Source organism: Streptomyces sp. NPDC052721 (assembly GCF_040678315.1).
In the GTDB taxonomy this organism is placed as follows: domain Bacteria; phylum Actinomycetota; class Actinomycetes; order Streptomycetales; family Streptomycetaceae; genus Streptomyces.
This window is the reverse complement of record NZ_JBFATL010000045.1, coordinates 1-24,617: the sequence shown is the minus strand read 5'-3', so window position 1 is coordinate 24,617 and position 24,617 is coordinate 1. Positions and strand designations below refer to the sequence as shown.

The following is a 24,617-nucleotide window of genomic DNA, read 5'->3' as shown; positions in this document are numbered from 1 at the left end:
CGACCAGACGAGGAAAACCACCCGTGCAACTCGAAGCGCACGCCCCGTCCGTACCGCCTTCGCAAACGATCCCCCCGCCCGGCCTCACGGAGGACTCCACCTTGACCCCCCTCACCGCGCTCACCGCGCTCGACGACGCCATCGAGAACCTCGGCGTACCCGTCCCCTGCCGCTCCTACGACCCGGAGGTCTTCTTCGCCGAGTCGCCGGCGGACGTCGAGTACGCCAAGTCCCTCTGCCGCACCTGCCCGCTGATCGAGGCCTGCCTCGCCGGCGCCAAGGAGCGGCGTGAGCCCTGGGGCGTCTGGGGTGGCGAGCTGTTCGTCCAGGGCGTCGTCGTTGCCCGGAAGCGGCCCCGTGGCCGCCCGCGGAAGAACCCGGTCACGGCATGAACACCGCAGGAACGATCGACCGCCCCCTCACGCACGACCCCAAGAAGCAGGCCCCGATGAAGCCGTCCACCAGCGAGCCCGCCGGCTCCGCGACCACAGACTTCACCACCACCGGCGCGACCGAAGCGCGCCAGAACAGGAACCGTGAGATGCAACTCATGCAAGAAGCCCTGGCTCGTGCGCATATGCACGAGCGCCTCCATGACGCCGCGCGCGAACGCCGGGCCGTGCGCCTGGCGGTCGCCCAGCGGATGCAGCGGCGAGCCGAGCGCGCCTCGCTGCGCGCCCGCCGCGCGCTCGCCATGGCCGTCATGCAGTAACGACACACCTGAGCAGCGGTGGCCTCCCGAAGCGGGGAGGCGAAGCCTCCCCGCGGGGGCCGGTCCGGCCGAACGGACCGGCCCCCGCGGTGCGTTGCGCACGCCGATCCACCGGTCACGGGGTTATCGTCACCGGGTGACGAGTCTTCCCGGCCGAAGTGATCAGGGCGGCTCTACCGCGGAGCGCCGCCGCCTCGTGTGCGCCCGCTGCGGCACACCCGCCGACGGGCCCCAGCCGGCCACCTGGACCTGCTCCGTGGAGAACGGCGTCCGCCAGTACTTCTGCGACGCCTGCTCCCGGGAGAACCTCCGGGCGATCGAGGGACGGCTGGACTCGGCCTGGTGGTGAGCAACCCTTCTCCGGGGCCCTCCCCCTCCCCCTCCCCCCGCCCCTCCCCCCCCGCCCCTCAAGGCACGCCGATCACGCCCCCGCCGCCGACTCCTCCTCGTCGGTGTCGTCCTCGGGCAGGTCGGGCACGAAGCCCGGTAGCCACTCCTGCAGTTCCTCGCGCAGCCGTACCGTGGCGCCCAGTTGGCACAGGACCCCGATCGTGCTGAGGGTCACCCGGTGTATCAGCAGATAGGCCGGCGGCAGGTTGAGCTGCTTGCCGAGCTGGTAGGCGGGGGAGCGGGGGTCGGCGATGCGGGCGGCCTGGCTGCGCATCCACGAACGGGTGAAGGTGAACGCCTCCACACGGGCCGGCTCGATGATCGGCAGCAGGTAGTCGAGGACCGCGTCCGGGTCCAGCTCGATGGCCTCCTTCACGAAGCCCTCGGCGCACAGCAGCTCGTAGACCGTCTCGGCTTCCCCGTCCAGCGTCATCCGCAGCGAGATGCCGATCGGGGCCGGCAGGCCGCCGGGGAGCCGGTCGACGGTGCCGAAGTCCAGGACTCCCAGGCGCCAGTCGTCCGGACCGTCCGGGCCGCCGGGCAGCAGACGGAAGTTGCCCGGATGGGGGTCGGCGTGCAGCAGGCCGGTGCGGGCCGGGCCGGAGAAGAGGAAGCGGGCGAGGAGCTGGCCGGCCCGGTCGCGCTGCTCCTGGGTGCCGTCCGCGATCACCTCGGACAGCGGGATGCCGTCGATCCACTCGGTCACCAGCACCTGCTCGCACTGGTGCACCACCGCCGGGACGACCACGTCCGGGTCGTCCGCGAACTCTTCCGCGTGGGCGCTCTGCGCCTGGGCCTCCAGTCCGTAGTCCAGCTCCTCCGAGACGCGGTCCCTCAGCTCCGCGATCAGCGGCTTGATGTCCATGCCCGGGATGAGCGGACCCAACAGCCGGGCGAACCGGCTCAGTTGGCCGAGATCGGAGAGCAGTGCCTCACCGGCGCCCGGGTACTGCACCTTGACCGCCACCTCACGGCCGTCGTGCCACACCGCCCGGTGCACCTGGCCGATCGAGGCCGCGGCGGCCGGCTTGTCCTCGAACTCCTCGAAGAGGTCGCGCCAGTCCGGCCCGAGCCGTTCCTGGAGCGCGGCGTGCACGGTGCGGGTCGGCATCGGCGGGGCGGCCTCCTGGAGCTTGGTCAGGGCCGCCCGGTAGGGGCCGGCGATCTCCTCCGGCAGCGCCGACTCGAAGACGGACAGTGCCTGCCCGAACTTCATCGCGCCGCCCTTCAGCTCGCCGAGCACCTTGAACAGTTGCTCCGCCGTGCGCTGTTGCAGTTCGCGGCCGACGATCTCCGCGGACTCGCCCACGATCCGCTTGCCCAGCCCCCAGGTCGCCCGGCCGGCGAAGCCGAGCGGGAGCGCGGCGAGCTTGGCGGTTCGGGTGACCGCCTTCCGGGGAAGATCAGACATGCGCCCTCCAGGTCCCAGTCGGCCGTGCCGCGCCTGCTTCGCGTCGCCGCTTCGTCGACGGCCGTTGCACCGCCATTGTCGCGCGCGTCTCGCCGTCGGTTGCGGAGTGCTCCCGTTTATCTCTGTCGGCTGCCCCACAGGCGCATTCCGGATGCGGCCGGACCGGCCGGGCGCGCCAGTCGAGACCGGGCAGGGACGCTTCCCAGCGAGTGCCCGCGGCTGACGGTGACCCTCCGTCGAGGAAGGCCAGGGCGTGCGCCGCGGCGAGACCGGCCACCGCCGTGGCCAGGGCGAGGTCGCAGGCCCCGACCCGGCGGGCCCTTCCGGACCGCCACTGGGCGACCAGACGGGGCCAGGCCGGGTCCCGGTCCGTGCGGTCCCGGTCCAGGCAGCCGGCGCAGCCCGACTCGCCGGGCAGGACGAGCGGGCCGACGACACCCGTGCCCTCCACGACCCCGGCATAGAGATGAGGGGTGCCGGTCGTCATGAGCGGTTCGGCGGTGAACGGGTCCGGGGCGTGCACGGCGACGTCGTCGCGGGGCGCGAAGATCACCAGGGAGAGGCCGGGCTCCTCGGCGCCGGAGCCCGGGGAGTGGGCGTGGCGCGGTGGACGGTCCGGTGCGGCGCGGCGGACGGCGGCCCGGGCCGCCGCGTCCCGGCGGTCGCCCAGTGACTCGGTGGTCAGCCCGCCCGGCGCCACGTCCCACGGCTCCACCCGGCCCACGTCGCACACGTCGACCTCGCCGACGCCGGCGCCCGACAGCACGGACGCGAGCAGGGCGCCGACCCGGCCCGCACCCCGCACCCGGACGCGCAGCGCGCGCCGGGCCGCGAGCCGCGCCAGCGCGCCGCCCGGCTCGGGTGTGATGAGGGACAGTGAGGCGAGGTCGGGGCGCAGCCGTTCGAGGACGTCCGTCTTCTCCCGCAGGGCGTCCGCGGCCGGTCCGCCGCCGCGCGCGTCATCGACGAGGCCCGCGCGGGCCAGCCGCTCCACCAGCGCGTCGACGTGGTCGGCCGGCACGTCCGCCCGGCGGCCCTCCTCGCGCAGCAGCGGCAGCCCGCGGGTGCCGTCGAGCAGGTCCAGGAAGCTGCCGGTCGCCGTGGCGACCGGGCCCAGGGTCAGGGCGTGCGCCGGGGTCATCCCGAACTGCACGGTGTTGCGATCGCGCCAGCCGCGCCGCAGCGCGGGCTTCACCACCGGATGCATGACTGGCCCCCCGTGTCCGTGAATGCGTGTCTGCGCCAGCATGCCCGTGCCGTGCACCGGGCGTCGGGGGTTATCCACAGGTTGGGGGTGTTCTTCATATCAATCAGACGGGGTGAAGTGATGCAAAAGGGATGGACGGATCGGTCGTACGAATCAAACACATGGTGGGGGATCCAGAGTGAACCGTCCCCGGGCCGGGACTTTGCCCCTGCTCAGCGGGTAACGTCGGGGCGTGCCCGCCGACCCACTGCACCGCGCCGGTGAACCACAGCGCAGCACGACGAGCCAGCCGCCCCGCGGCTCCGGGACGAGCGCGATCGAGGTCCGCAGGAGCGCCCGGCGCCGCCGGACGGTCTCCGCGTACCGCGAGGGCGACCGCACCGTCGTGCTGATCCCCGCCCGGATGTCGAAGGCGGAGGAGCAGCGCTGGGTCACCGTCATGCTCGACAAGCTCGCCGCCCAGGAGAGCAAGCGGGTGCTGGGCGACGCCGAGCTGGCCGAGCGTGCCGAGCGGCTGTCCGCCCAGTACTTCGACGGCCGGGCCCGGCCCGCCTCCGTGCGCTGGGTCACCAACCAGAACACCCGCTGGGGTTCGTGCACCCCCGCCGAGGGCAGCATCAGGCTGTCGCACCGGTTGCAGGGGATGCCGGAGTACGTCGTCGACTACGTGCTCTGTCACGAGCTGGCGCATCTGCTCGTCCCCGGCCACGGCCCCGACTTCTGGCGGCTGCTGGATGCCTACCCGCGCACCGAGCGGGCCCGCGGCTACCTCGAAGGGGTGGTCGCCGCCGCCCGGCTGCCGCATGTGCCGGGCGTGGGCGACGAGCAGGACACCTGAGCGCACTCCCGCAGGACCGAGCGCGCTCCGGGCGGCCTTCCGTGTGAGCGGCCGGGTGCGGTTGTGTACCGGGTCTGTACCGACCAGCGCCCTCGGGGGTCGCTGTCGGTCTTTGCCGTTAGCCTGGCGCGACGCACTCACATTCGGGATGGGGGACGGTCGTAACGCATGGCCAGGGAATTCCAACGCGGCCACAAGGCCAGGATCAGTGACCTCACCGCGGGCACGGATCTGTACGTAGGCGTGCAGATCTCCGGCCCCGGACTGACCTTCGACATCAGCTGCTTCGGTCTGGACGCCGACGAGCGTCTCTCGGACGACCGGTACTTCGTCTTCTTCAACCAGCCGAAGTCCCCGGAGGAGTCCGTCCAGCTGCTGGGTGCGCAGGCGGGTGACACGGAGTCGTTCCGGGTGATGCTCGACCGGATCCCCTCGCAGATCCGCAAGCTGTCCTTCACGGCGACCATCGACGGCGCCGGACAGATGTCCCAGATCGCTCCCGGATACCTGCGCATCGTGGCGGGCGGCGAGGAGGTCGCGCGGTACTCCTTCAGCGGCGCGGAGTTCTCCACCGAGCGGGCCGTGATGCTCGGTGACTTCTACTTCAAGGACGGGTGGCGGTTCGCCGCCGTCGGACAGGGCTTCGACGGCGGTCTGGAGGCGCTGCTGAAGAACTTCGGCGGCGAGGTGCTGGAGGAGGAGGCGCCCGCCGCGCCGCAGCAGCCCCAGCCCGGCGCGGCCCCGGGCTTCGCTCCGCCCGCCCAGACCACGCCCCCACCCGCGTTCGGCGCCCCGGCCCCCGCACCCGCTCCGGCGCCCGCCCCGCCCCCCGGCCCCACCCCGCCCCCGGCTCCGGCGCCCGGCCCGAACGTGCACGCCGCGCCGACGGTCGTCGCACCCCTGACCCCGCCCGGAGGCGGCACCGTCCCGCCGCCCGCCGCGCCGCCGGCCCCCGCACCCGCGCCCTACGGCCAGCCGCAGCAGCAGCCGTCGTACGGCGGTCAGCCCGGCGCGCCGATGCCCCCCGGATACGGCCAGCAGCCCGCCCCCCACGGCGGTCAGCCGGCCCCGCCCATGCCCCCGGGCTACGGGCAGGTCCCCGGCCAGCAGCCCGCCCCCTACTCAGTGCCGCAGGGCGCACCGCAGGGCGGTGCCGGTGTGACGGCCGCGCTCCAGGCGTTCAAGGAGACGCCGACCGGGCAGCGCTGGACCCAGCAGAACAAGAAGCTCATCCGCGTCGACCTCGGCATCGGCGGCCAGCCGGTGCTGGCCAAGCAGGGCAGCATGGTGCTCTACCAGGGCAAGGTCGACTTCAGTTACAAGGGTGCCGGGTTCGCCGGGCGGATCGTCGGCAACGCCACCGGCCAGGAGATGCAGCTGATGCGCTGCACCGGCCAGGGCCAGGTGTTCCTCGCCGAGAACTCCACGCATCTGCACCCCGTCGAGCTCCAGGGCGACGCCATCTGCGTGTCCGCCGAGAACGTCCTCGCCTTCGACGAGAGCCTCCAGTACGAGGTGCGCCGGATCGAGGGCCACGGCATCCCCGGCGGCGCGCTGTTCACCATGCAGTTCCAGGGCACCGGCACGATCGTCGTCAAGACGCACGGCACGCCCGTGGTGCTGCCGGTCACGCCGACCACCTTCGCCGACTGCAACGCCGTCGTCGCCTGGTCGGCCGCGTCCCAGGTGATCGTCTCCAGCCAGGTCCGCATGCGCCGCAACGCCTATCCGGGTGACACGGGCGAGAGCGTCAACCTCCAGTTCCGGGGCGCGCCCGGCAACTTCATCGTCGTCCAGCCGTACGAGGTCTAGAGGGAGCCCGTCATGAACCAGCCGCTCGCGGGCTTCGCCCCCGCACCCGTCACCGCCCGCATGGAGAACCACGGCAACCACATGCTGAAGGTCGCCCTGCAGACCGGGAACGACCTCCTCGCGCGCGTGGGGTCGATGGTCGCCTACGAGGGCTTCATCCAGTACGAGCCCAACCCGCCGGCCGTCCGTCAGATCGCCCGCGACTGGGTCACCGGCGAGGGCGCGCCGCTGATGAAGTGCTCCGGCGACGGCCTGCTCTACCTCGCCGACTACGGCGCCGACGTCGTCGTGATCAACCTCAACGGCGACGGCATCTCCGTCAACGCCACCAACCTCCTCGCCTTCGACGCGCACCTCACCTGGGGCGTGGAGCGCGTGAAGGGGCTCGCGAAGTTCGCCGGCCAGGGCCTGTGGAACACGAAGATCTCCGGGCAGGGCTGGGTGGCCCTCACCTCCCGGGGCAAACCGATCGTCGTGGACTGCGGCGGCGGCGAGGACGAGACGTACGTCGACCCCGACGCGCTCGTCGCCTGGTCACCGAACCTGAAGGTGAAGGGCAAGCGGAGCTTCAAGGCCCAGTCGCTGATCGGCCGGGGCAGCGGCGAGGCCTACCAGATGGCCTTCTCCGGCCAGGGCATCGTCGTCGTCCAGCCCAGCGAGGACAGCACCGACCGCCTCCGGATCCGGGGCTGAGGGGGAGCCAGAACACCATGCAGAGCCCGCTTTTCGCGCACAACGACGTCCAGACGCAGGAGCGCTGGAGCCTGCAGAACCCGCAGATGCTCCGGGTCACCCTGGAGGGCCACGACGACCTGCTCGCCCGCAAGGGCACCATGGTCGCCTACCAGGGCCTGGTCGAGTTCGACGCCGAGTACCGCAGCAACGGCCAGGCACGCGCGCGTGCGCACACCGGCGAGGGCCTGGACCTGATGCGCTGTCACGGACAGGGCACCGTCTACCTCGCGAACCTCGCCCAGCACGTGCACATCATGGACGTCGAGCAGGACGGGCTGACCGTCGACAGCTCCTACGTCCTCGCCATGGACTCCTCGCTGCACCACGAGGTCATCGCCGTCGACAGCCTGTACGGCATCTCCGGCTCCGGGAAGTACCAGCTCAACATCACCGGGCGTGGCCGGGTCGCCCTCATGACCTCCGGGGCGCCGCTGCTGATGCAAGTCACGCCCGACAGGTACGTCAACTGCGACGCCGACGCGATCGTGGCCTGGTCCACCGGGCTGCGCGTGCAGATGCAGGCCCAGACGCACTCCTCCGGCGTGTGGCGCCGGCGCGGCAACACCGGTGAGGGCTGGGAGCTGAGCTTCATGGGCACCGGCTTCGCGCTGGTGCAGCCCAGCGAGCTGCTGCCGCCGCAGAACGCGGTGATCGGGCAGGGCCTCGCCGCCCAGTTCGGCATGGGGCAGCAGGGCGCGCGCGGGCAGAACCAGGGGAACGTCTGGAGCTGAGCCGCGAGACGAGGGGTGACCGCCTGCGCGGTCACCCCTCGCACGGTCAGAGCCGGGCGCGCGTGCCGTCCAGCAGGCGTACGACCGACTCGTCGGCCACGCCGGCCACCTCGTCGTAGGCGTACCAGCGCAGGTCGAGCGACTCGTCGCTGATCTCGTGCACCGCGCCGGGCGGCGCCAGGACCGCGTACTGCACGTCGAAGTGCCAGTGGCACGGAGCCGGGATGGGATGCCGGTCCAGCCGCACCGGGCCACCGGGAAGCAGCGTCAGTCCGGTGATGCCGGACTCCTCCGCTGCCTCCCGCAGGGCCGCCGCCCGGAGCGTCGGATCGCCCGGCTCACAGTGGCCGCCCATCTGCAGCCACATGCGCAGCTTCCGGTGCAGCGTGAGCAGCACCCGGCCGCGCTCGGGGTCGATCACCAGGGCGCTGGCCGTCAGATGACCCGCGTGGCAGGCCTTCCACAGGCCGTCCGGGTGGGCCGCCAGATGGTCCAGGTAGGCCTGGCGCAGCTCCTCCTGGCCCTCGTACTCCTTCAGGACGAGGACCGCGTCGTCGTACAGGCTCACTCGGCGTCGTCGCCCTTGCTGTCGTCGCCCTCGGCCCCGGCCTGCTCGCCGTCGTCCTTCTTGCGCAGGTCCGGCTTGCCCGCCGAGCCGCCCGCCGCCTCGCCGAGCATCTTGTCCAGCTCGGAGAAGTCCAGCTGCTCGCGGTGGACGAAGCCGTCCGGGTCGTCCAGGTCGGTCGCGGTCGGCAGCATGTCCGGGTGAGCCCACAGGCCGTCCCGGCCGTCGACCCCGCGCGCGTCCGTGAGCGAGGCCCACAGACGGGAGGCGTCGCGCAGCCGGCGCGGACGCAGCTCCAGGCCGATCAGCGTGGCGAACGTCTGCTCCGCCGGGCCACCGGTCGCGCGGCGGCGGCGCAGCGTCTCGCGCAGGGCGTCGGCGGACGACAGGCGCGGCTTCGCGGCGGCGTGGACCACCGCGTCCACCCAGCCCTCCACGAGCGCCAGAGCGGTCTCCAGACGGGCCAGAGCGGCCTTCTGCTCGGGCGTGTCCTCCGGCTGGAACATGCCCTGCTGGAGCGCGTCCTGCAGCTGCTCCGGATTCTGCGGGTCGAACTGGCCGACCACGTCCTCCAGCTTGGCGGTGTCGACCTTGATGCCGCGCGCGTAGCCGTCGACCGCGCCGAACAGGTGTGAGCGCAGCCACGGCACGTGCGCGAACAGCCGCTGGTGCGCGGCCTCGCGCAGCGCCAGGTACAGCCGCACCTCCTCCTGCGGCACGCCCAGGTCCTTGCCGAACGCCTCCACGTTGGCCGGGAGCAGCGCGGCCTTGCCGGCCGGGCCCAGCGGCAGGCCGATGTCGGTCGAGCCGACGACCTCGCCCGCGAGCACGCCCACGGCCTGCCCGATCTGCGTGCCGAACATGGCGCCGCCCATCGAGCGCATCATGCCGATCAGCGGGCCCGCCATGGCCTGCATCTCCTCCGGCAGCACGTCGCCCATGGCCGCGCCGACCCGCTCGGCGACCGGGTCGACCAGCTCCTGCCACGCGGGCAGGGTCGCCTCGACCCACTCCGCGCGCGACCAGGCCACCGCCGAGGCGGCGCCCGACGGCAGGGACGTCGCGTCGTCCAGCCACAGGTCGGCCAGGCGGACGGCCTCCTCCACCGCCTTGCGCTCGGCCGGGCCGACGCTCGCGTCCTTCGTGCCGTCCGAAGTGCCCTGGGCGACCGTCTGGCGGGCGATCTGCTTGGCCATGTCCCAGTTCACCGGGCCGCCCTCGTACGAGAGCATCTGGCCCAGCTGCTGGAACGCGGCGCCCAGGTCGGTGGGGTTCAGGGAACCGAACATGGCTGCGAGCGGGTTGTCGGCGCCGGGGCCGCCAAAGCCGCCGGCTCCGGGCAGGCCGCCGAAACCGAACGGATTGGCCGGTCCCTGCCCACCACCGCTCTGCTGGTCCTTCTTCTTGCCCTCGTCGCCGTCTTCCGGCTCCTCCGGCGGAAGGCCGAAACCGAATGGGGTGTCACTCACGGGATTCCTCGGCTGGTAAGGCCACCGGTTTCGCTCCGGCGGCGCGGCTGCCCGACAACACCACCCAGCGTAGACACCCCGACCCGATCGGGCCTCGGTGCTTCGCCCACGGAACGCCTGCGGCAGGATGGATGCACCTGGTACGTACGCGTCACTCGCGCCCGTACTGAAGACAACCGCTGGAGACGCCCGGTGAGTTCCCCAGATCCACAGGTTCGCGCAGCGCGAAACCCCTCAACCTCCCCCGCCGTGCGCGGGCCCGTCGTCGCGGTGACCGGCGCCGCCACCGGGGTCGGCGCCCTGCTCACCGAGCGACTCGCCGCATCGGAGGAGATCAGACAGGTCCTCGCCATCGACGAACGGCGCGGCGAGTGCGCCGACGCGCAGTGGCACATCCTCGACGTCCGCGACCCCGCCATCGCGGACAAGCTGCGGGGCGCCGACGTCGTCGTCCACCTCGCGCTCGACCTCGACCTGGAGACCGATCCGGCGGCGCGCACCGCTTACAACGTCCGGGGGACACAGACCGTCCTGACCGCCGCCGCGGCGGCCGGCGTGCACCGGGTGGTGCTGTGCACCTCGGCGATGGTCTACGGCGCGCTGCCCGACAACGAGCTGCCGCTGTCCGAGGACGCGGAGCTGCGCGCCACCGCCGAGGCGACCGGCGTCGGGGACCTGCTGGAGATCGAACGCCTCGCCCGGCGGGCTCCGCGCGCGCACCCGGGCCTGAACGTCACCGTGGTGCGGCCGGCCGTCCTGGTCGGTGGCACGGACACCGCCCTGACCAGGTACTTCGAGTCGCCGCGGCTGCTGGTCGTGGCCGGGTCCCGGCCCGCGTGGCAGTTCTGCCATGTCGAGGATCTGTGCAGCGCCCTGGAGTACGCCGTACTGGAGAAGGTCGACGGGGAACTGGCCGTCGGCTGCGACGGATGGCTGGAGCAGGAAGAGGTCGAGGAACTGAGCGGCATCCGGCGGATGGAGCTCCCCTCGACGGTCGCGCTCGGCGCGGCGGCCCGCCTGCACCGGATCGGGCTCACCCCGTCCCCGGCGGGCGACCTCGCCTACACGATGTACCCCTGGGTGGTCAGCGGGAGCCGGCTGCACGACGCCGGGTGGCGGCCGAAGTGGACCAACGAGGACGTGCTCGCCGAACTGCTGGAGGAGGTCTCCGGGCGGCACACGGTGGCCGGGCGGCGGCTGGGGCGGAAGGACGCGACGGCCGCCGGTGCGGCGGGGGCGACGGTCGCTCTGCTGGGCGCGGCGGCTGTCGTACGGCGGGCCCGGAAGGCCCGGCGACGCGTCTGAGGTGCGGGGAGCAGCCGATGCGGAAGCTCCGCTGTAGGAGCCTCCACAGCGTCCCGCGCGCGTGCCTGCGGAAACTCGTATTCCCCGTTGTCACACCCGTGGGGCACGATGGGGGGCATGGCGCATACGAACGATCACCCCGGTGAGCAGCCGGCTCAGAACCCCATCAAGCTGATCGGCATCCGGGAGACCCCGCTCTCCGTGGACGAGGTGTTCCGGGCCGTCGGGGACGACGCGGCCGGGGGCGTCGCGCTGTTCGTGGGAACCGTGCGGAACCACGACGGGGGTGCTGACGTGGACGCGCTCGGGTACTCCTGCCACCCCAGTGCCGAGGCCGAGATGCGGCGGATCGCCGAGAAGGTCGTCGCGGACCACCCCGTGCGGGCGCTGGCCGCCGTCCACCGGGTGGGTGACCTCCGGGTCGGCGATCTCGCCGTCGTCGTCGCCGTGGCCTGCCCGCACCGCGCGGAGGCCTTCGACGCCTGCCGCAAGCTGATCGACGACCTCAAGCACGAGGTGCCCATCTGGAAGCACCAGAAGTTCTCGGACGGCACGGAGGAGTGGGTCGGCGCCTGCTGATTCCGGACGGCCGCCTGCTGATCTTGGCGCGGCGCCTGCTGACTCCTGGCCGACGCGTGCCGATCCCGGGCCGACCGCCCGCTGATGCTGGCCCGGCCGCGTGCTGATCCGGCCAGAGCTTGCTGATTCCGGACGGTTGCCTGCTGATCTTGGCGCGGCGCCTGCTGACTCCTGGCCGACGCGTGCCGATCCCGGGCCGACCGCCCGCTGATCCTGGTCCGGCCGCCTGCTGATCCGGCCACAGCCCGCTGATTCCGGACGGCTGCCTGCTGATCCTGGCTCGACGCCCGCTGACTCCCAGCCGGCGCGCCTTGGCGCCTCCCGGCTCCGGACAGGCGCGAGCTGACTCCCGGCCGCCGCCCGCTGGTCCAGCCCAGTGCTCCCGCTGATCCACGGCCTGCGCTTTCTGACCCCAGCCCGGCGCCCGCCAACCCCGGCCCAGCGCCCGCAGGCCCCCGCCCAGCGCCCGCAGGCCCCCGCCCAACGCCCGCAGCTCCAGGCCCGGCGCCCGCCAACCCCGCCCAGCGCCCGCTGCTCCCGCCCAGCGCCCGCTGCTCCCGCCCGGCGTGCCCGCTGCTCCCGGCCGCCGTTCCCGCCCGGTGTCGCTGATCCGTCTGGTCTTCGGGTGATCCCCCGAAGGCGTCACACGGGGCACACGTCCCCCCGGTTGCGTAACCGGCACCCTAGCGTGAGCGTTGTCCGTGCGGATGGTTAATCTGCTGATCAGTCATTTGCGGACGCTCATGGCGTATGGGAGGTCGGCATGGGGGTGCTTGTCTGGCTGCTGATTCCGCTTGTGGCTGCGATCGGCGGTGGGCTGTGGGGAACGTGGGCCAATCGGACTCGCAAGGCGCGGAGCGACGGCCCTGAGCTGGCCGGATACGCCCGGTTCCGCGAGGCCATGGAGAAGTCCCACACCGGTGCGCGCGGCGTCTGACGGGGGTGCCCTGACGGTGCGCTGACAGAGGCGTCCCGTACTGTCGTGACATGCCACGCCGCACCGCGACGATGCTCGCCTCGACCCTGATGCTGATCGCGCTCCTGTGCGCGGGTGTCCTCATCCGCGTGCCGTACGCGGAGATGTCTCCCGGCCCGACCGTGAACACGCTCGGGGAGCACGACGGCGAGCCGGTGCTGCAGATCTCGGGGCACAAGAGCTATCCGGCGGACGGCCATCTGAACATGACCACCGTCCGGGTCACCGGCGCCGACTACCGGATGAACCTCGTGGAGGCCGTCTACGGCTGGCTCGCCCACGACAGCAAGATCGTCCCGCACGACACGCTGTACCCGGACGGCAAGACGGAGGAGCAGTCCAGCCAGGAGAACGCCGAGGAGTTCAGCCAGTCCCAGGAGAGCGCCAAGGTCGCCGCCCTGAAGGAGCTGGGCGTCCCGGTGAAGTCCTGGGTGATCGTCTCCACGGTCGTCAAGGGTTCCCCGGCCGAGGGCAAGCTGCACGCCGGTGACGTGATCAAGGCCGTCGACGGCACGGCGGTCAAGCAGCCGTCCGACGTCGCCAAGCTGGTCACCAAGCACAAGCCGGGACAGAAGGTCGTCTTCACCGTCGTGCCCGCCAAGGAGCAGGCCGCCGCCGAGAAGGCGAACAGGACGGCGACCAGGACGCAGGACGTCACGATCACGACGACGACCTCCCACGACACCGGGGCCAAGCGCGCCATCGTCGGCATCTCCGCCGGGACCGACCACACCTTCCCGTTCACCATCGACATCAAGCTGGCCGACGTCGGCGGGCCCAGCGCCGGTCTGATGTTCGCCCTCGGCATCTACGACAAGCTCACCCCGGGCAGCCTCACCGGCGGCAAGTTCGTCGCCGGCACCGGCACCATCGACGACAACGGCACGGTCGGCCCGATCGGCGGCGTCGAGATGAAGACCGTCGGCGCGCGCGACCGCGGCGCCCGGTACTTCCTGACCCCCGCCGACAACTGCGCGGCGGCCGCCAAGGACACCCCGGGCGGGCTCACCCTGGTCAGGGTCAAGACCATCGGCGACGCGCTCGACGCGCTGAAGGACATCCGCAGCGGGGACACCGCCGCCCTGCCGAAGTGCACCACCAAGGGCTGAGCGGGCCCTGACACGGCTGGGGGCGCTCCCTGACCATCAGGGGCGCCCCCAGCGCCGTACCCCGGGCGGGACGGGGTCCGTCCGCGAACGGGATCAGTCCGCGAACGTCGCCGCCAGCGCGTCCGCCAGGCCCGGGACCAGGTCGGGGCCGGTCAGGACCTCCGTCGGGGAGTCCTTCTCCCGCAGCCGCAGCGCCGACTCGCGGCTGCCGTCGCGCAGCACGGCCACCGTCATCCGGACCTCCTGGCGCTCGGGATGCTCGGCCACCCACCTGGCCAGCCCGGCCTCGTCGAGACCGGAGGGGACCTGGGCCTCTGCGGACGGCGGCAGCATCAGGCGCTCCACCGCGAGCGCGCACCCGGTCACCGCGTCGGGCCAGGCGATGGTGCCGAGGAACTCGTCGAGAGGCTTGCCGGACGGGAGCTCGTCCTGCTCGATCGGGGTGAGACCGGTCTTGGACTCGTCCTCCAGGCCCAGCTGGGCCGCGAGCGAAGGTTCCTGAGCCCGCAGCTGTGCGGTGTCTACGAGGGCGAAGAGGCGAGCGGGCTGGTCCCAGCCGAGGCCGGAGACGTACTCGTCGATCTCGAGTACGGCCCGGGTGAGCGGGCTCGCTGCCATGGGAGTGTTGGACATGGTCACAATCCTGCCTCGTTCCCGGCCGGAATCGGGAACCGAGTAAACCGTGAGTAAGTTGCATAGGTGTGGGCCCGCGATCACGGGGGGCCACGGCGGGCCCGCGAACCCGAGGGCCTGACGGATCGACAGCGAACTTCGAGGTGCGCACCTTGGCTTTCCAGATGCCGGACCGCGGCGGAGGCCCGACGGGGCCACGGATCAAAGCGGGCCGCCCGTCCCGGAGGGTCCGAGCCCTCCTCGTGACACTGGGCGTCCTCGCCGTGCTCGGCATGGCGTTCACCATGTTCGCGGGCTTCTGGACGGACTGGCTGTGGTACCGGTCGGTGCACTACTCGTCCGTGTTCACCACCACCCTGTCGACCAAGATCGGGCTCTTCTTCGTCTTCGGCCTGCTGATGGCGGCGGCGGTCGGCCTCAACATCTGGCTCGCGCACCGGCTGCGGCCCCCGCTCAGTGCCATGTCCATGGAGCAGCAGAGCCTCGACCGCTACCGCATGGCCATCGCGCCGTACAAGAAGTGGCTGCTGCTCGCCGTGACCGCCCTGGTCGGGCTGATCGCGGGCGCCTCCGCGTCGGGCCAGTGGCGGACCTGGCTGATGTGGGTGAACGGCGTGCCCTTCCACCAGAAGGACCCGCAGTTCCACCTCGACGTCTCCTTCTACGCCTTCGACCTGCCCTGGTACCGCTTCCTGCTGGGCTTCGGCTTCGCCGCCGCCATCCTGTGCCTGATCGCCGCCGCGCTCACCCACTACCTGTACGGCGGGCTCCGTGTCACCAGCCCGGGGGCGCGCGCCACCGCCGCCGCGACCGGACACCTGTCGGTGCTGCTCGGGATCTTCGTCGCCCTCAAGGCGGTCGCCTACTGGCTCGACCGGTACGGCCTCGCCGTCAAGTCCAGCGACTTCAAGGCGACGGGCAACTGGACCGGCCTGCGCTACGTCGACGCCAACGCCTATCTGCCGGCCAAGACGATCCTGTTCTGCATCGCCGTCATCTGCGCGCTGCTGTTCTTCGCCACCCTGTGGCGGCGCACCTGGCAGCTTCCGGTCATCGGCTTCGGCCTGATGGTCCTGTCGGCGATCCTGATCGGCGGCCTGTACCCGGCCATCGTGCAGAAGTTCCAGGTCCAGCCGAACGAGCAGGCCAAGGAGGCGCCGTACGTCCAGAAGAACCTGAAGGCGACCCGCGAGGCGTACGGCATCGACGACGCCAAGGTCACCGAGTACGCGGGCAAGTCGACGACCTCGGACAAGACCGAGTTGCGCGACCAGGTCGACGCCACGGCCAGCATCCGCATCATGGACCCGAACGTGGTCTCGCCGACGTTCCAGCAGCTCCAGCAGATCAAGGCCTACTACGGGTTCCCGACCAACCTCGACGTCGACCGGTACGCCAAGGACGGCAAGGAGCAGGACACCGTCATCGGTCTGCGCGAACTGAACCTGGACGGCATCCCGAAGAACAACTGGATCAACGACCACTTCCGCTACACGCACGGCTTCGGTGTGGTGGCCGCCAAGGGCACCGAGGCCGACTCCGAGGGCCGGCCGGTCTTCACCGAGAAGAACCTGCCGTCCCAGGGCGACCTCGGGACGTACGAACAGCGGATCTACTACGGCGAGAAGACCACCACGTACTCGATCGTCGGAGGCCCCCAGAAGGAGGTCGACTACTCCGACAACGAGCGTGAGATGACCACCAGCTACCAGGGCAGGAGCGGGGTCAACCTCGACAACCCGGTCAACCGCGCCGCGTACGCGGTGGCGTTCAACGAGCCGCAGATCCTCTACTCGGGCGCGATCGGCAAGGGCTCGCGGATCCTGTACAACCGTACGCCCAAGGAGCGTGTGGAGGCGGTCGCCCCCTGGCTGACCATCGACGGCGACGCGTACCCGGCGGTCGTGAACCACCGCATCCAGTGGATCGTCGACGCGTACACGACGTCGAACGGCTACCCGTACTCCTCCCGTACGACCCTCGGTGACACGACGGCCGACTCGCTGACCGCGACGAACAACTCGCGCGCGGTGGTGGCCCAGCAGAACCAGGTCAACTACATCCGCAACTCGGTGAAGGCGACCGTCGACGCCTACACGGGCGAGGTCAAGCTGTACCAGTGGGACACCCGGGACCCGGTGCTGAAGACCTGGATGAAGGCCTTCCCCGACACGGTGGAGCCGCGCAGCGCCATCTCCGCGGACCTGATGGACCATCTGCGCTATCCGCAGGACCTGTTCAAGGTGCAGCGCGAGCTGCTCACCCGCTACCACGTGACGGACGCGCAGACGTTCCTGACCGGCAGCGAGGTGTGGCAGGTCCCGGACGACCCGACGAACGACTCGGGCAGCGCGGTGCCGCCGTACTACCTGAGCATGAAGATGCCGGGCCAGAGCGAGCAGGCGTTCTCCCTGACGACGACGTTCACGCCCAACGGGCGCGACAACCTCAGCGCTTTCATGGCCGTCGACTCCGATCCGCGCACCAGCGACTACGGCAGGATCAGAGTCCTGAAGCTGCCGACGAACACCACCGTCGACGGCCCCAAACAGGTCCAGAGCCAGTTCAACTCCGAGTCGGCCATCGCCGAGACCATCAGCCTCCTCAGCCGCGGGCATTCGAAGGTCGAGTACGGCAATCTGCTGACCGTGCCGCTGGACGGGGGCCTGCTGTACGCGGAGCCCGTCTACGTCCGCGGTGGCTCCCTCAAGTACCCGTTGCTGAGGAAGGTTCTGGTCACCTACGAGGGCAAGACCGCCTTCGAGAACACCCTGGACGAGGCCCTCGACGAGGTGTTCGGGGTGAAGGGTTCGACCAGACCGCCGGAGACCGGCACCACCACCCCGCCCAACACCGGCAATCCGACGGTCAAGCAGGCGCTGGAAGACGCGCAGAAGGCGTTCGACGCCGGGCAGCAGGCCCTGAAGAACGGGCCGGACTGGGACGCGTACGCCAAGGCGCAGAAGGACCTTCAGGACGCGCTGAAGCGCGCAGAGGAGGCCCAGTCCGAGACGGGCAGCGCCGGCAAGAACGGCGACAGGAGCAGCGGCAAAAGCAACGACAAGAGCAGCGACAAGAGCGCTGACAAGGACAGCGACAAGAACCGGAGTTGATCAAGACCTCCTCGCGCCGTGGTACGGTTGACACACAACGGCGCGGGGTGGAGCAGCTCGGTAGCTCGCTGGGCTCATAACCCAGAGGTCGCAGGTTCAAATCCTGTCCCCGCTACTGAAGTCGAAGGCCCGGATCCAACACGGATCCGGGCCTTCGTGGTGTGCGAACTCATGTACTGAGGGGAGGGACGGCCGCGCCGCCGTGGGGAGTTGGCCGGTTTGTGTTTGACTTGTCTCTCTGTGGGCATGTCGACAAAACGCTCAAGTGACCTCACGGGCTGCGGTATACCGGGTGTACCCAGGTTGCAGGTGGTGCGACGATGGACGTTATGGGGGACAAGGCAACTCTGTTCGAGTCAGGGCGATTTGTGCAGCCGTCCGACGCGGGGCCGGCCCGCGACGAGATCGCGGACATGGGGGAAGCCGCCGAGGAGACACGCCTCGCGCTCGCCGCGCAGAGCGGTGACGCCGAGGCGGCCAGCGTCCTCGGAGCCATGCTGCTGCGCCGCGGCGACCTCGACGGAGCCGAACCCCACCTGCGCGCGGCCACCGCGGCCGGTGACCGGGCCGCGGCCAACAACCTGGGCGTCCTGCTGCACCAGCGCGGCTACCCGGAGGAGGCGGCCGGCTGGTGGCGGATCGCCGCCGTCGCGGGTTCCGCCGCCGCCGCGCACGCGCTCGGCCGCCACCACCGGGAGCGCGGGGACGAACCCGCCGCCGAGTACTGGCTGCGCCAGTCCGCCGAGCAGGGCCATGTCCTCGGTGCCTACGCGCTCGCCGACCTGCTGGAGCACCGCGGGGACGTCGGCGCCGAACACTGGATGCGTGCCGCTGCCGAGCGCGGGCACCGGGAGGCCGCCTACCGGCTGGCGCGCGCCCTCGACCGCGCGGCCGGACACGGGGACGAGAACGGGGGCGACAACGCTGTCGCCGAGGCCGAGCAGTGGTACCGGCAGGCCGCCGCGCGCGGGCACCGGCGGGCCGCGCTGCAGCTCGGGGCGATCCTGGAGAAGCGCGGCGAACTGAAGGAGGCCGGGCGCTGGTACCTGACCTCCGCCAAGGACGGCGAGCCGCGGGCCGCCTGCGCGCTCGGCTTCCTGCTGCGCGACGCCGGCGACACCGAGAGTGCCGCCGTGTGGTGGCTGCGTGCCGCCCAGGACGGGGACGGCAACGCGGCCAACGCGCTGGGCGCGCTGCACGCCGAGCGCGGCGAGACCCAGACCGCCGAGCGGTGGTACCGGGCCGCGCTGGACGCCGGCGACGACAACGGCGCCTACAACCTCGGGCTGCTCTGCGCCGAGCAGGGCCGGACCGCACAGGCCGAGCAGTGGTACCGGCGGGCCGCGTACGCCGGGCACCGCGAGGCCGCGAACGCGCTGGCCATCCTGCTGCTCCAGAACGGCGACACGACCGGGGCCGAGCCGTGGTTCTCCAAGGCCGCCGAGGCCGGCAGCGTGGACGCCGCGTTCAACCTCGGCATCCTCTACGCCGGGCGCGGGGAGGACGCGATGGCGCTGCGCTGGTACGAGCGGGCGGCGGCCGCCGGGCACACCGAGGCCGCGCTCCAGGTCGGGATCGCCCGGCTGCGCGAGGGCGACGAGCAGCAGGCCGAACGGCACCTGCGCTGTGCGGCGGGCGGCGGCAGCGCGGAGGGCGCATACCGGCTGGCCACCCTGCTCGACGCGCGCCGGCCGCCGGAGCCCGCGCACGAGCTGGGGGAGACCGTCCAGGAGAAGACCGAGTGCGAGGAGTGGTACGAGCGTGCCGCCTCGCAGGGGCACCGGCGGGCGCAGGTGCGGGTCGGCATGCTCGCGGCGGCCCGGGGTGACGTGGTGGAGGCGGCGCGGTGGTACCGGGCGGCGGCCGAGGCCGGGTCGCGCAACGGCGCCTTCAACCTGGGGCTGCTGCTCGCCCGCGAGGGGAGCGAACCGGAGGCGGCGGTGTGGTGGACCCGGGCCGCCGACGCCGGGCACGGGCGGGCGGCGCTGCGGCTGGCCCTCGTCTACGCGCGTCGTGGCGAGCTGGCGGAGGGGCAGCGGTGGGCCGACAGAGCGGTGGCACTGGGGCCGGCGGAGGTGTCCGAGCGGGCGGGACGGCTGCGGGACGCGCTGCGGGAGGAGCTCTCGGCGTGACGCCGGACACCCCGGCCCCCACTGATTTGCTTCTCGATGCTTCCCTCACGTAGTGTCGTATTCATCGACGCGGGGTGGAGCAGCTCGGTAGCTCGCTGGGCTCATAACCCAGAGGTCGCAGGTTCAAATCCTGTCCCCGCTACTGAAGGCCGAGGGCCGGAATCCAGAGATGGGTTCCGGCCCTCGGTGTTTTCGTGCGTGAGGCGCGTACGCGAAGAGCCCCGGCGGATGCCGGGGCTCCAGGGAAGCGGGTGTACTACGCGCCCGCGCAGTTCGGGCACAGCCCCCGGTACGTCACCTCGACGTCCGACACCGTGAAGCCGAAGCGCTCGGTGTCGGGGAGGTCGGCGAGGGGGTTGCCGGTCGGGTGCACGTCGCGGATCGCGCCGCACCGGGCGCAGACCAGGTGATGGTGCGGCTGGTGCGCGTTCGGGTCGTACCGCTTGGCGCGCTTGTCCGTGGTGACTTCCAGCACCTCGCCGAGCGAGACCAGCTCGCCGAGCGTGTTGTAGACGGTCGCCCGGGAGATCTCGGGCAGCTTCGCGACAGCCCGTGCGTGGACCTCGTCGGCCGTCAGATGGACGTGCTCGCCGTTCAGGACCTCGGCCACCACGCGTCGCTGCGCGGTCATCCGCCATCCGCGTCCACGGAGCCGTTCCAGAAGGTCGCTCATGGCCACCAGCCTAACAGCAAGAGTCCCCAGGTCGGGAATAGGTGTGACTTTGGATCGTCATTTGACTTAGACAATGTCCATTGTAGGATCGGAACCGGCTTTGGCCACAGGACAGGACAGTCAGTGATGACGCAGGAGGCGTACGTGACGCAGGGACCGCTCACCACGGAGGCCGGTGCCCCGGTCGCCGACAACCAGAACAGCGAGACGGCGGGCGTCGGCGGGCCGGTCCTCGTCCAGGACCAGCTGCTGCTGGAGAAGCTGGCGCACTTCAACCGCGAGCGCATCCCGGAGCGCGTGGTGCACGCCCGTGGTGCCGGCGCGTACGGCACCTTCACCGTGACCGCCGACGTCACGCCGTACATCCGCGCCGCCTTCCTCTCCGAGGCCGGCAAGCAGACCGAGGTCTTCCTGCGCTTCTCGACCGTGGCCGGCAACCTCGGCGCGGCGGACGCCGTCCGTGACCCGCGCGGGTTCGCGCTGAAGTTCTACACCGAGGAGGGCAACTACGACCTCGTCGGCAACAACACCCCGGTCTTCTTCATCCGGGACGCGATCAAGTTCCCGGACTTCATCCACACCCAGAAGCGCGACCCGTACACCGGCAGCACCGAGGCCGACAACGTGTGGGACTTCTGGTCGCTGTCGCCCGAGTCGACCCACCAGGTGACCTGGCTCTTCGGCGACCGCGGCATCCCGGCGTCGTACCGTCACATGGACGGCTTCGGCTCGCACACCTATCAGTGGAACAACGCCGCCGGCGAGGTCTTCTGGGTCAAGTACCACTTCAAGACCGACCAGGGGATCAAGAACCTCACCGCCGAGGAGGCCGAGGTCCTCGCGGGCAAGGACCCCGACTCCCACCAGCGCGACCTGCGCGAGGCGATCGAGCGCGGCGAGTTCCCGAGCTGGACCGTGGGCGTGCAGATCATGCCGGCGGCGGACGCGGCGACGTACCGCTTCAACCCGTTCGACCTGACCAAGGTCTGGCCGCACGCGGACTACCCGGTCATCGAGATCGGCAAGCTGGAGCTGAACCGCAACCCGCGGAACATCTTCGCCGAGGTCGAGCAGTCGATCTTCTCCCCGGCGCACTTCGTGCCCGGCATCGGCCCCTCGCCCGACAAGATGCTCCAGGGCCGCCTCTTCGCGTACGGCGACGCCCACCGCTACCGCGTCGGCATCAACGCCGACCACCTGCCGGTGAACCGCCCGCACGCCACCGAGGCGCGCACCAACTCCCGTGACGGCTTCCTCTACGACGGCCGGCACGGCGGTGCGAAGAACTACGAGCCGAACAGCTTCGGCGGACCGCAGCAGACCGGCCGTCCGCTCTGGCAGCCGTTCGACGGCTTCACGGGCGGCACCGGCAACCACCCGACGCCCGTGCACGCCGAGGACGACGACTTCGTCCAGGCGGGCAACCTCTACCGGCTGATGTCGGAGGCCGAGAAGGAGCGGCTGATCGCCAACCTGGCGGGCGCCATCTCCCAGGTCTCCCGCGAGGACATCGTCGAGCGCGCGATCGGCAACTTCGCCAGCGCCGACGCCGACTTCGGCAAGCGGCTGGAAGCGGCGGTGCGGGAGCTGCGCGGCTGAGCCGGCCGCCCTCGCGGCTGGGCGGGCCGGACCCCACGGTGCTCGGGGTCCGGCCCGCTTCGCGTGTCACAGCGCGGGCGTGGGCTCGCGGGCCGGTAGCCAGCGGCGGACGATGTCGCGGACCGAGACGATCCCGGCCACGTCGCCGCGGTCGAGGACGACGAGGTGCCGGAAGCCGCCGTGCGCCATGGCGCGGGCCGCTTCCTCCAGGGTCCAGGTCGGGGCGGCGAAGACGACGTCGGTGGTGGTGTGGGCGTGGGTGCGCTCCGCGTCCGGGTTCTGCCCGAGGCCGACGGAGTTGAGGATGTCGCGTTCGGTCAGGATGCCGATGCCGCCGGCGTCCGGGTCGAGGACCACGGCGGCGCCGACGCGGCGGGCGGACATCAGGGCGGCTGCCTGGCGGAGGGTGTGGGCGGGGCCGAGGGTGAGTATCACCGTGCTCATGGCGTCACGGACGAGCATGGACGGAACCACCTCCTAGGAATCCCTGGGAACAGTTCAGGGATTCACAAGTTCACAAGTGGGGGTGGCCCCAGAGTGCCAGGTAAAGGGAGGGTCAACAAGGGGGCGCGCGGCGCCAGTTGAGGGCGTAGCGGGAGTACTCCCGTTCCTCTCCCCGGTCCTCACGGGCGCGGGTTGAGGTACCCCAGCAGCTCGTCGTGGAGGAGGCCGTTGGACGCCGCCGCGTTGCCGCTGTGCGGGCCCGGGCGGCCGTCGAGGCCGGTGAAGGTGCCGCCCGCCTCCGTCACGATGATCGCGTTGGCGGCCATGTCCCACAGGGACAGCTCCGGCTCGGCGCAGATGTCCACGGAGCCCTCGGCGACCATCATGTACGGCCAGAAGTCGCCGTACGCGCGCGTACGCCACACCTGGCGGGACAGATCCAGGAAGCCGTCCAGGCGGTTCTGCTCCTCCCAGCCGGAGAGCGAGGAGTACGCGAAGGAGGCGTCCGCGAGCTTGCCGACGCGCGAGACGTGGATGCGGGCCGCGGAGGTGAGGCTGCGGCCGGTGAAGGCGCCGTGGCCCTTCGCGGCCCACCAGCGGCGGCCGAGCGCGGGGGCGGAGACGACGCCGACGACGGGCTCGTACCCACCCTCCCCCGCCTCCATCAGGGAGATCAGGGTGGCCCAGACCGGGACGCCCCGCACGTAGTTCTTCGTGCCGTCGATCGGGTCGATCACCCAGCGGCGGGGGCCCGTGCCCTCGATGCCGTACTCCTCGCCGAGGACGGCGTCCCTCGGGCGGGCACGCTGGAGCCGGCCGCGGACGAGTTCCTCCGCGGCCTTGTCCGCTTCGCTCACCGGGGTCATGTCCGGCTTCGTCTCCACCTTGAGGTCGAGGGCCTTGAAGCGGGCCGTGGTGGCGGCGTCGGCCGCGTCCGCGAGGACGTGGGCGAGGCGGAGGTCGTCGAGGTAGTCGGGCATGTGAGGAACGGTATCCGGCGGGGTCCGTACGGGGCTACCGGGGGCGGCGGGAGTGCCCCGAAGGGGCGTGGGGAACCGCGCGATCCGCCACGGCGGACCCGCGGCCGGCGGACGACCGAACGCACCCCCCGCTCCCTCGCAAACCCTTGACAGTGCATACAAGCGCGTCAAATCTGGGCGCAGAGTCGGTGTGGTCCAGGGAGGCGAGGATGCCTGCTGCCCGCGAATCGCTGTTGGACGCCGCGTACACGGCGCTCGCGCGCCGGCCGTGGTCCGCTGTGCGGATGGTCGACGTGGCCGCGTCGGCCGGGGTGTCCCGGCAGACCCTGTACAACGAGTTCGGCAGCAAGGACGGCCTGGCCCGGGCGCTGGTGCGGCGGGAGGCCGACGGATACCTCGCCGGCGTCGAGCGGGCCCTCGCCGGCTCCGCCGAGGCGCGGGACCGGCTCACCGCCACCGCCGAGTGGACGGCCACCGCGGCCCGGGACAACGCGCTGGTCCGGGCCATGCTCACCGGCTGCTGGACCGAGCGGCTGCCGAGCCCGCCGCTCACCGCCGTACCCTCCGCCACCGCGGTACCGGCACAGCGCCGGGCGGACGGGCCGCTGCCGGCACCCCGCGACTTCGTACGGATCGTCCGGGACCGTGCGGCGACCGCGCTGGCGGGTCCCGGCGCCGACCCGGCCGACAGCGCCGAACTGCTCCGCTCCTGTGAGCTGGTCGTACGCCTCGCCCTGTCCTGCGTGGCGGCGCCGCCGGGGGAGGGCGGGATGGCGGAGCTGGTACGGGCGGTGCTGCCACGGCACCTGGTGTGAGGTGGCCGCCGCCTGTCCCGGACGCCGTCCTCGTACGGGCCGCCCCGGAAGTACAGGGTCCCGAAGTGCCGGGGACGGTTTACGCGTTCACGGGCGGCGTCGGAGCGGTCGGCGGGCGCGGAGCGCCGGGCCAGGTCCCGCAGCCGGTCCAGGCCGGCCGGCACCTCGGCGCGCGGTGGCCGGACTCCACCGGGGCGGCCGGGCGGACGCCGCCGTCGCCGGACGCGGCGCCCCGCGGAAGAAGGGGTCCTCGGTGCCGCGACGAGCGCGCGGCCACCGCAGCCCGGGCAGACCGCCTAGGTGTGCTGTCCCGGGACGTTGGTGACACGCGTGCTGGGTGCTTGAACAGGTGAGGGCCTTCTGGGTTCGGTGTGGATTGCGAAATCTGC

General features: G+C 71.8%; 23 protein-coding genes and 2 tRNA genes. 17 read left to right on the top strand and 8 right to left on the bottom strand.

Features of this window, described 5'->3' with window-relative positions; translation table 11 throughout:
• The first annotated feature begins 23 nt into the window (after positions 1–23).
• From AB0L21_RS32405 to AB0L21_RS32395, 3 genes are all read left to right on the top strand, one after another.
• The gene (locus AB0L21_RS32405; RefSeq protein WP_023546912.1) at positions 24–392 is read left to right on the top strand and encodes a WhiB family transcriptional regulator; all 369 of its coding nucleotides are present in this window, start codon (positions 24–26) and stop codon (positions 390–392) included.
• Complete coding sequence (locus tag AB0L21_RS32400) at positions 389–712, top strand: hypothetical protein (RefSeq protein ID WP_014674859.1); 324 nt, start codon at positions 389–391, stop codon at positions 710–712. The genes AB0L21_RS32405 and AB0L21_RS32400 overlap by 4 nt, the downstream gene beginning before the upstream one ends.
• 136 nt (positions 713–848) lie before the next feature.
• Positions 849–1,061 (top strand): hypothetical protein, encoded by a 213-nt coding sequence (locus tag AB0L21_RS32395; protein ID WP_365706852.1) that lies wholly within the window; start codon positions 849–851, stop codon positions 1,059–1,061.
• A 72-nt stretch (positions 1,062–1,133) separates the two neighbouring features.
• On the opposite strand, the gene AB0L21_RS32390 is transcribed toward AB0L21_RS32395, so the two are convergent.
• Together AB0L21_RS32390 and AB0L21_RS32385 are read right to left on the bottom strand one after the other, a co-directional pair.
• Positions 1,134–2,513, bottom strand: coding sequence for an AarF/ABC1/UbiB kinase family protein (locus tag AB0L21_RS32390; protein WP_365787994.1), 1,380 nt, complete (start codon positions 2,511–2,513; stop codon positions 1,134–1,136).
• The gene (locus AB0L21_RS32385) at positions 2,506–3,720 is read right to left on the bottom strand and encodes a TOMM precursor leader peptide-binding protein (protein ID WP_365787993.1); all 1,215 of its coding nucleotides are present in this window, start codon (positions 3,718–3,720) and stop codon (positions 2,506–2,508) included. The genes AB0L21_RS32390 and AB0L21_RS32385 overlap by 8 nt, the downstream gene beginning before the upstream one ends.
• Positions 3,721–3,952: 232 nt before the next feature.
• Between AB0L21_RS32385 and AB0L21_RS32380 the strand changes: the two genes are divergently transcribed.
• The 4 genes from AB0L21_RS32380 (at position 3,953) to AB0L21_RS32365 (ending at position 7,836) form a co-directional block, all read left to right on the top strand.
• Complete coding sequence (locus AB0L21_RS32380) at positions 3,953–4,558, top strand: M48 family metallopeptidase (protein WP_365787992.1); 606 nt, start codon at positions 3,953–3,955, stop codon at positions 4,556–4,558.
• Between the two features lie 168 nt (positions 4,559–4,726).
• On the top strand, positions 4,727–6,370 hold the full coding sequence (locus tag AB0L21_RS32375) for a TerD family protein (protein ID WP_365787991.1): 1,644 nt from the start codon (positions 4,727–4,729) through the stop codon (positions 6,368–6,370).
• A gap of 12 nt (positions 6,371–6,382) precedes the next feature.
• A complete protein-coding gene (locus AB0L21_RS32370) occupies positions 6,383–7,063 on the top strand; it encodes an AIM24 family protein (protein ID WP_365710379.1) in 681 nt (226 codons plus the stop codon).
• 17 nt (positions 7,064–7,080) lie between these two features.
• Positions 7,081–7,836, top strand: coding sequence for an AIM24 family protein (locus tag AB0L21_RS32365; protein ID WP_365710377.1), 756 nt, complete (start codon positions 7,081–7,083; stop codon positions 7,834–7,836).
• A 46-nt stretch (positions 7,837–7,882) separates the two neighbouring features.
• On the opposite strand, the gene AB0L21_RS32360 is transcribed toward AB0L21_RS32365, so the two are convergent.
• Positions 7,883–8,404: an NUDIX hydrolase gene (locus tag AB0L21_RS32360; protein ID WP_365710375.1), complete on the bottom strand. Its 522-nt coding sequence runs from the start codon at positions 8,402–8,404 to the stop codon at positions 7,883–7,885.
• On the bottom strand, positions 8,401–9,870 hold the full coding sequence (locus AB0L21_RS32355) for a zinc-dependent metalloprotease (protein ID WP_365710373.1): 1,470 nt from the start codon (positions 9,868–9,870) through the stop codon (positions 8,401–8,403). Before AB0L21_RS32355 ends, AB0L21_RS32360 begins: the two co-directional genes overlap by 4 nt.
• 192 nt (positions 9,871–10,062) lie before the next feature.
• Here AB0L21_RS32355 and AB0L21_RS32350 point away from each other — a divergent pair, with 192 nt between their 5' ends.
• The 4 genes from AB0L21_RS32350 (at position 10,063) to AB0L21_RS32335 (ending at position 13,839) form a co-directional block, all read left to right on the top strand.
• Positions 10,063–11,175, top strand: coding sequence for an SDR family oxidoreductase (locus AB0L21_RS32350; RefSeq protein WP_365710371.1), 1,113 nt, complete (start codon positions 10,063–10,065; stop codon positions 11,173–11,175).
• Between the two features lie 117 nt (positions 11,176–11,292).
• A complete protein-coding gene (locus AB0L21_RS32345) occupies positions 11,293–11,754 on the top strand; it encodes a molybdenum cofactor biosynthesis protein MoaE (protein ID WP_365787990.1) in 462 nt (153 codons plus the stop codon).
• Positions 11,755–12,517: 763 nt separating this feature from the next.
• A complete protein-coding gene (locus tag AB0L21_RS32340; protein WP_365710367.1) occupies positions 12,518–12,691 on the top strand; it encodes a hypothetical protein in 174 nt (57 codons plus the stop codon).
• 50 nt (positions 12,692–12,741) lie between these two features.
• Positions 12,742–13,839, top strand: a complete 1,098-nt coding sequence (locus AB0L21_RS32335) for a PDZ domain-containing protein (protein ID WP_365710366.1) — start codon at positions 12,742–12,744, stop codon at positions 13,837–13,839.
• A 93-nt stretch (positions 13,840–13,932) separates the two neighbouring features.
• On the opposite strand, the gene AB0L21_RS32330 is transcribed toward AB0L21_RS32335, so the two are convergent.
• Complete coding sequence (locus AB0L21_RS32330; protein ID WP_365787989.1) at positions 13,933–14,472, bottom strand: PPA1309 family protein; 540 nt, start codon at positions 14,470–14,472, stop codon at positions 13,933–13,935.
• A gap of 164 nt (positions 14,473–14,636) precedes the next feature.
• Here AB0L21_RS32330 and AB0L21_RS32325 point away from each other — a divergent pair, with 164 nt between their 5' ends.
• The 4 genes from AB0L21_RS32325 (at position 14,637) to AB0L21_RS32310 (ending at position 19,859) form a co-directional block, all read left to right on the top strand.
• A complete protein-coding gene (locus AB0L21_RS32325; RefSeq protein ID WP_365788010.1) occupies positions 14,637–17,585 on the top strand; it encodes a UPF0182 family protein in 2,949 nt (982 codons plus the stop codon).
• A gap of 41 nt (positions 17,586–17,626) precedes the next feature.
• Positions 17,627–17,700, top strand: a tRNA-Met gene (locus AB0L21_RS32320).
• 205 nt (positions 17,701–17,905) lie between these two features.
• Positions 17,906–19,717 carry a tetratricopeptide repeat protein gene (locus tag AB0L21_RS32315; protein WP_365710362.1) on the top strand — a complete coding sequence of 604 codons (1,812 nt, stop codon included), beginning with the start codon at positions 17,906–17,908 and terminating at the stop codon, positions 19,715–19,717.
• Between the two features lie 68 nt (positions 19,718–19,785).
• Positions 19,786–19,859, top strand: a tRNA-Met gene (locus tag AB0L21_RS32310).
• 114 nt (positions 19,860–19,973) lie between these two features.
• Here the strand turns inward: AB0L21_RS32310 and AB0L21_RS32305 are convergent.
• Positions 19,974–20,390 carry a Fur family transcriptional regulator gene (locus AB0L21_RS32305; protein WP_365710360.1) on the bottom strand — a complete coding sequence of 139 codons (417 nt, stop codon included), beginning with the start codon at positions 20,388–20,390 and terminating at the stop codon, positions 19,974–19,976.
• 144 nt (positions 20,391–20,534) lie between these two features.
• Between AB0L21_RS32305 and AB0L21_RS32300 the strand changes: the two genes are divergently transcribed.
• Positions 20,535–21,989 carry a catalase gene (locus AB0L21_RS32300; RefSeq protein ID WP_365787988.1) on the top strand — a complete coding sequence of 485 codons (1,455 nt, stop codon included), beginning with the start codon at positions 20,535–20,537 and terminating at the stop codon, positions 21,987–21,989.
• Positions 21,990–22,055: 66 nt separating this feature from the next.
• Here the strand turns inward: AB0L21_RS32300 and AB0L21_RS32295 are convergent, their stop codons facing one another.
• Positions 22,056–22,451 carry a CBS domain-containing protein gene (locus AB0L21_RS32295; protein ID WP_189890598.1) on the bottom strand — a complete coding sequence of 132 codons (396 nt, stop codon included), beginning with the start codon at positions 22,449–22,451 and terminating at the stop codon, positions 22,056–22,058.
• Positions 22,452–22,612: 161 nt separating this feature from the next.
• Positions 22,613–23,413, bottom strand: a complete 801-nt coding sequence (gene hisN / locus AB0L21_RS32290) for a histidinol-phosphatase (RefSeq protein WP_365710355.1) — start codon at positions 23,411–23,413, stop codon at positions 22,613–22,615.
• 209 nt (positions 23,414–23,622) lie between these two features.
• Between hisN and AB0L21_RS32285 the strand changes: the two genes are divergently transcribed.
• Positions 23,623–24,228 carry a helix-turn-helix domain-containing protein gene (locus tag AB0L21_RS32285; RefSeq protein WP_365710353.1) on the top strand — a complete coding sequence of 202 codons (606 nt, stop codon included), beginning with the start codon at positions 23,623–23,625 and terminating at the stop codon, positions 24,226–24,228.
• The last annotated feature ends 389 nt before the right edge of the window (positions 24,229–24,617 follow it).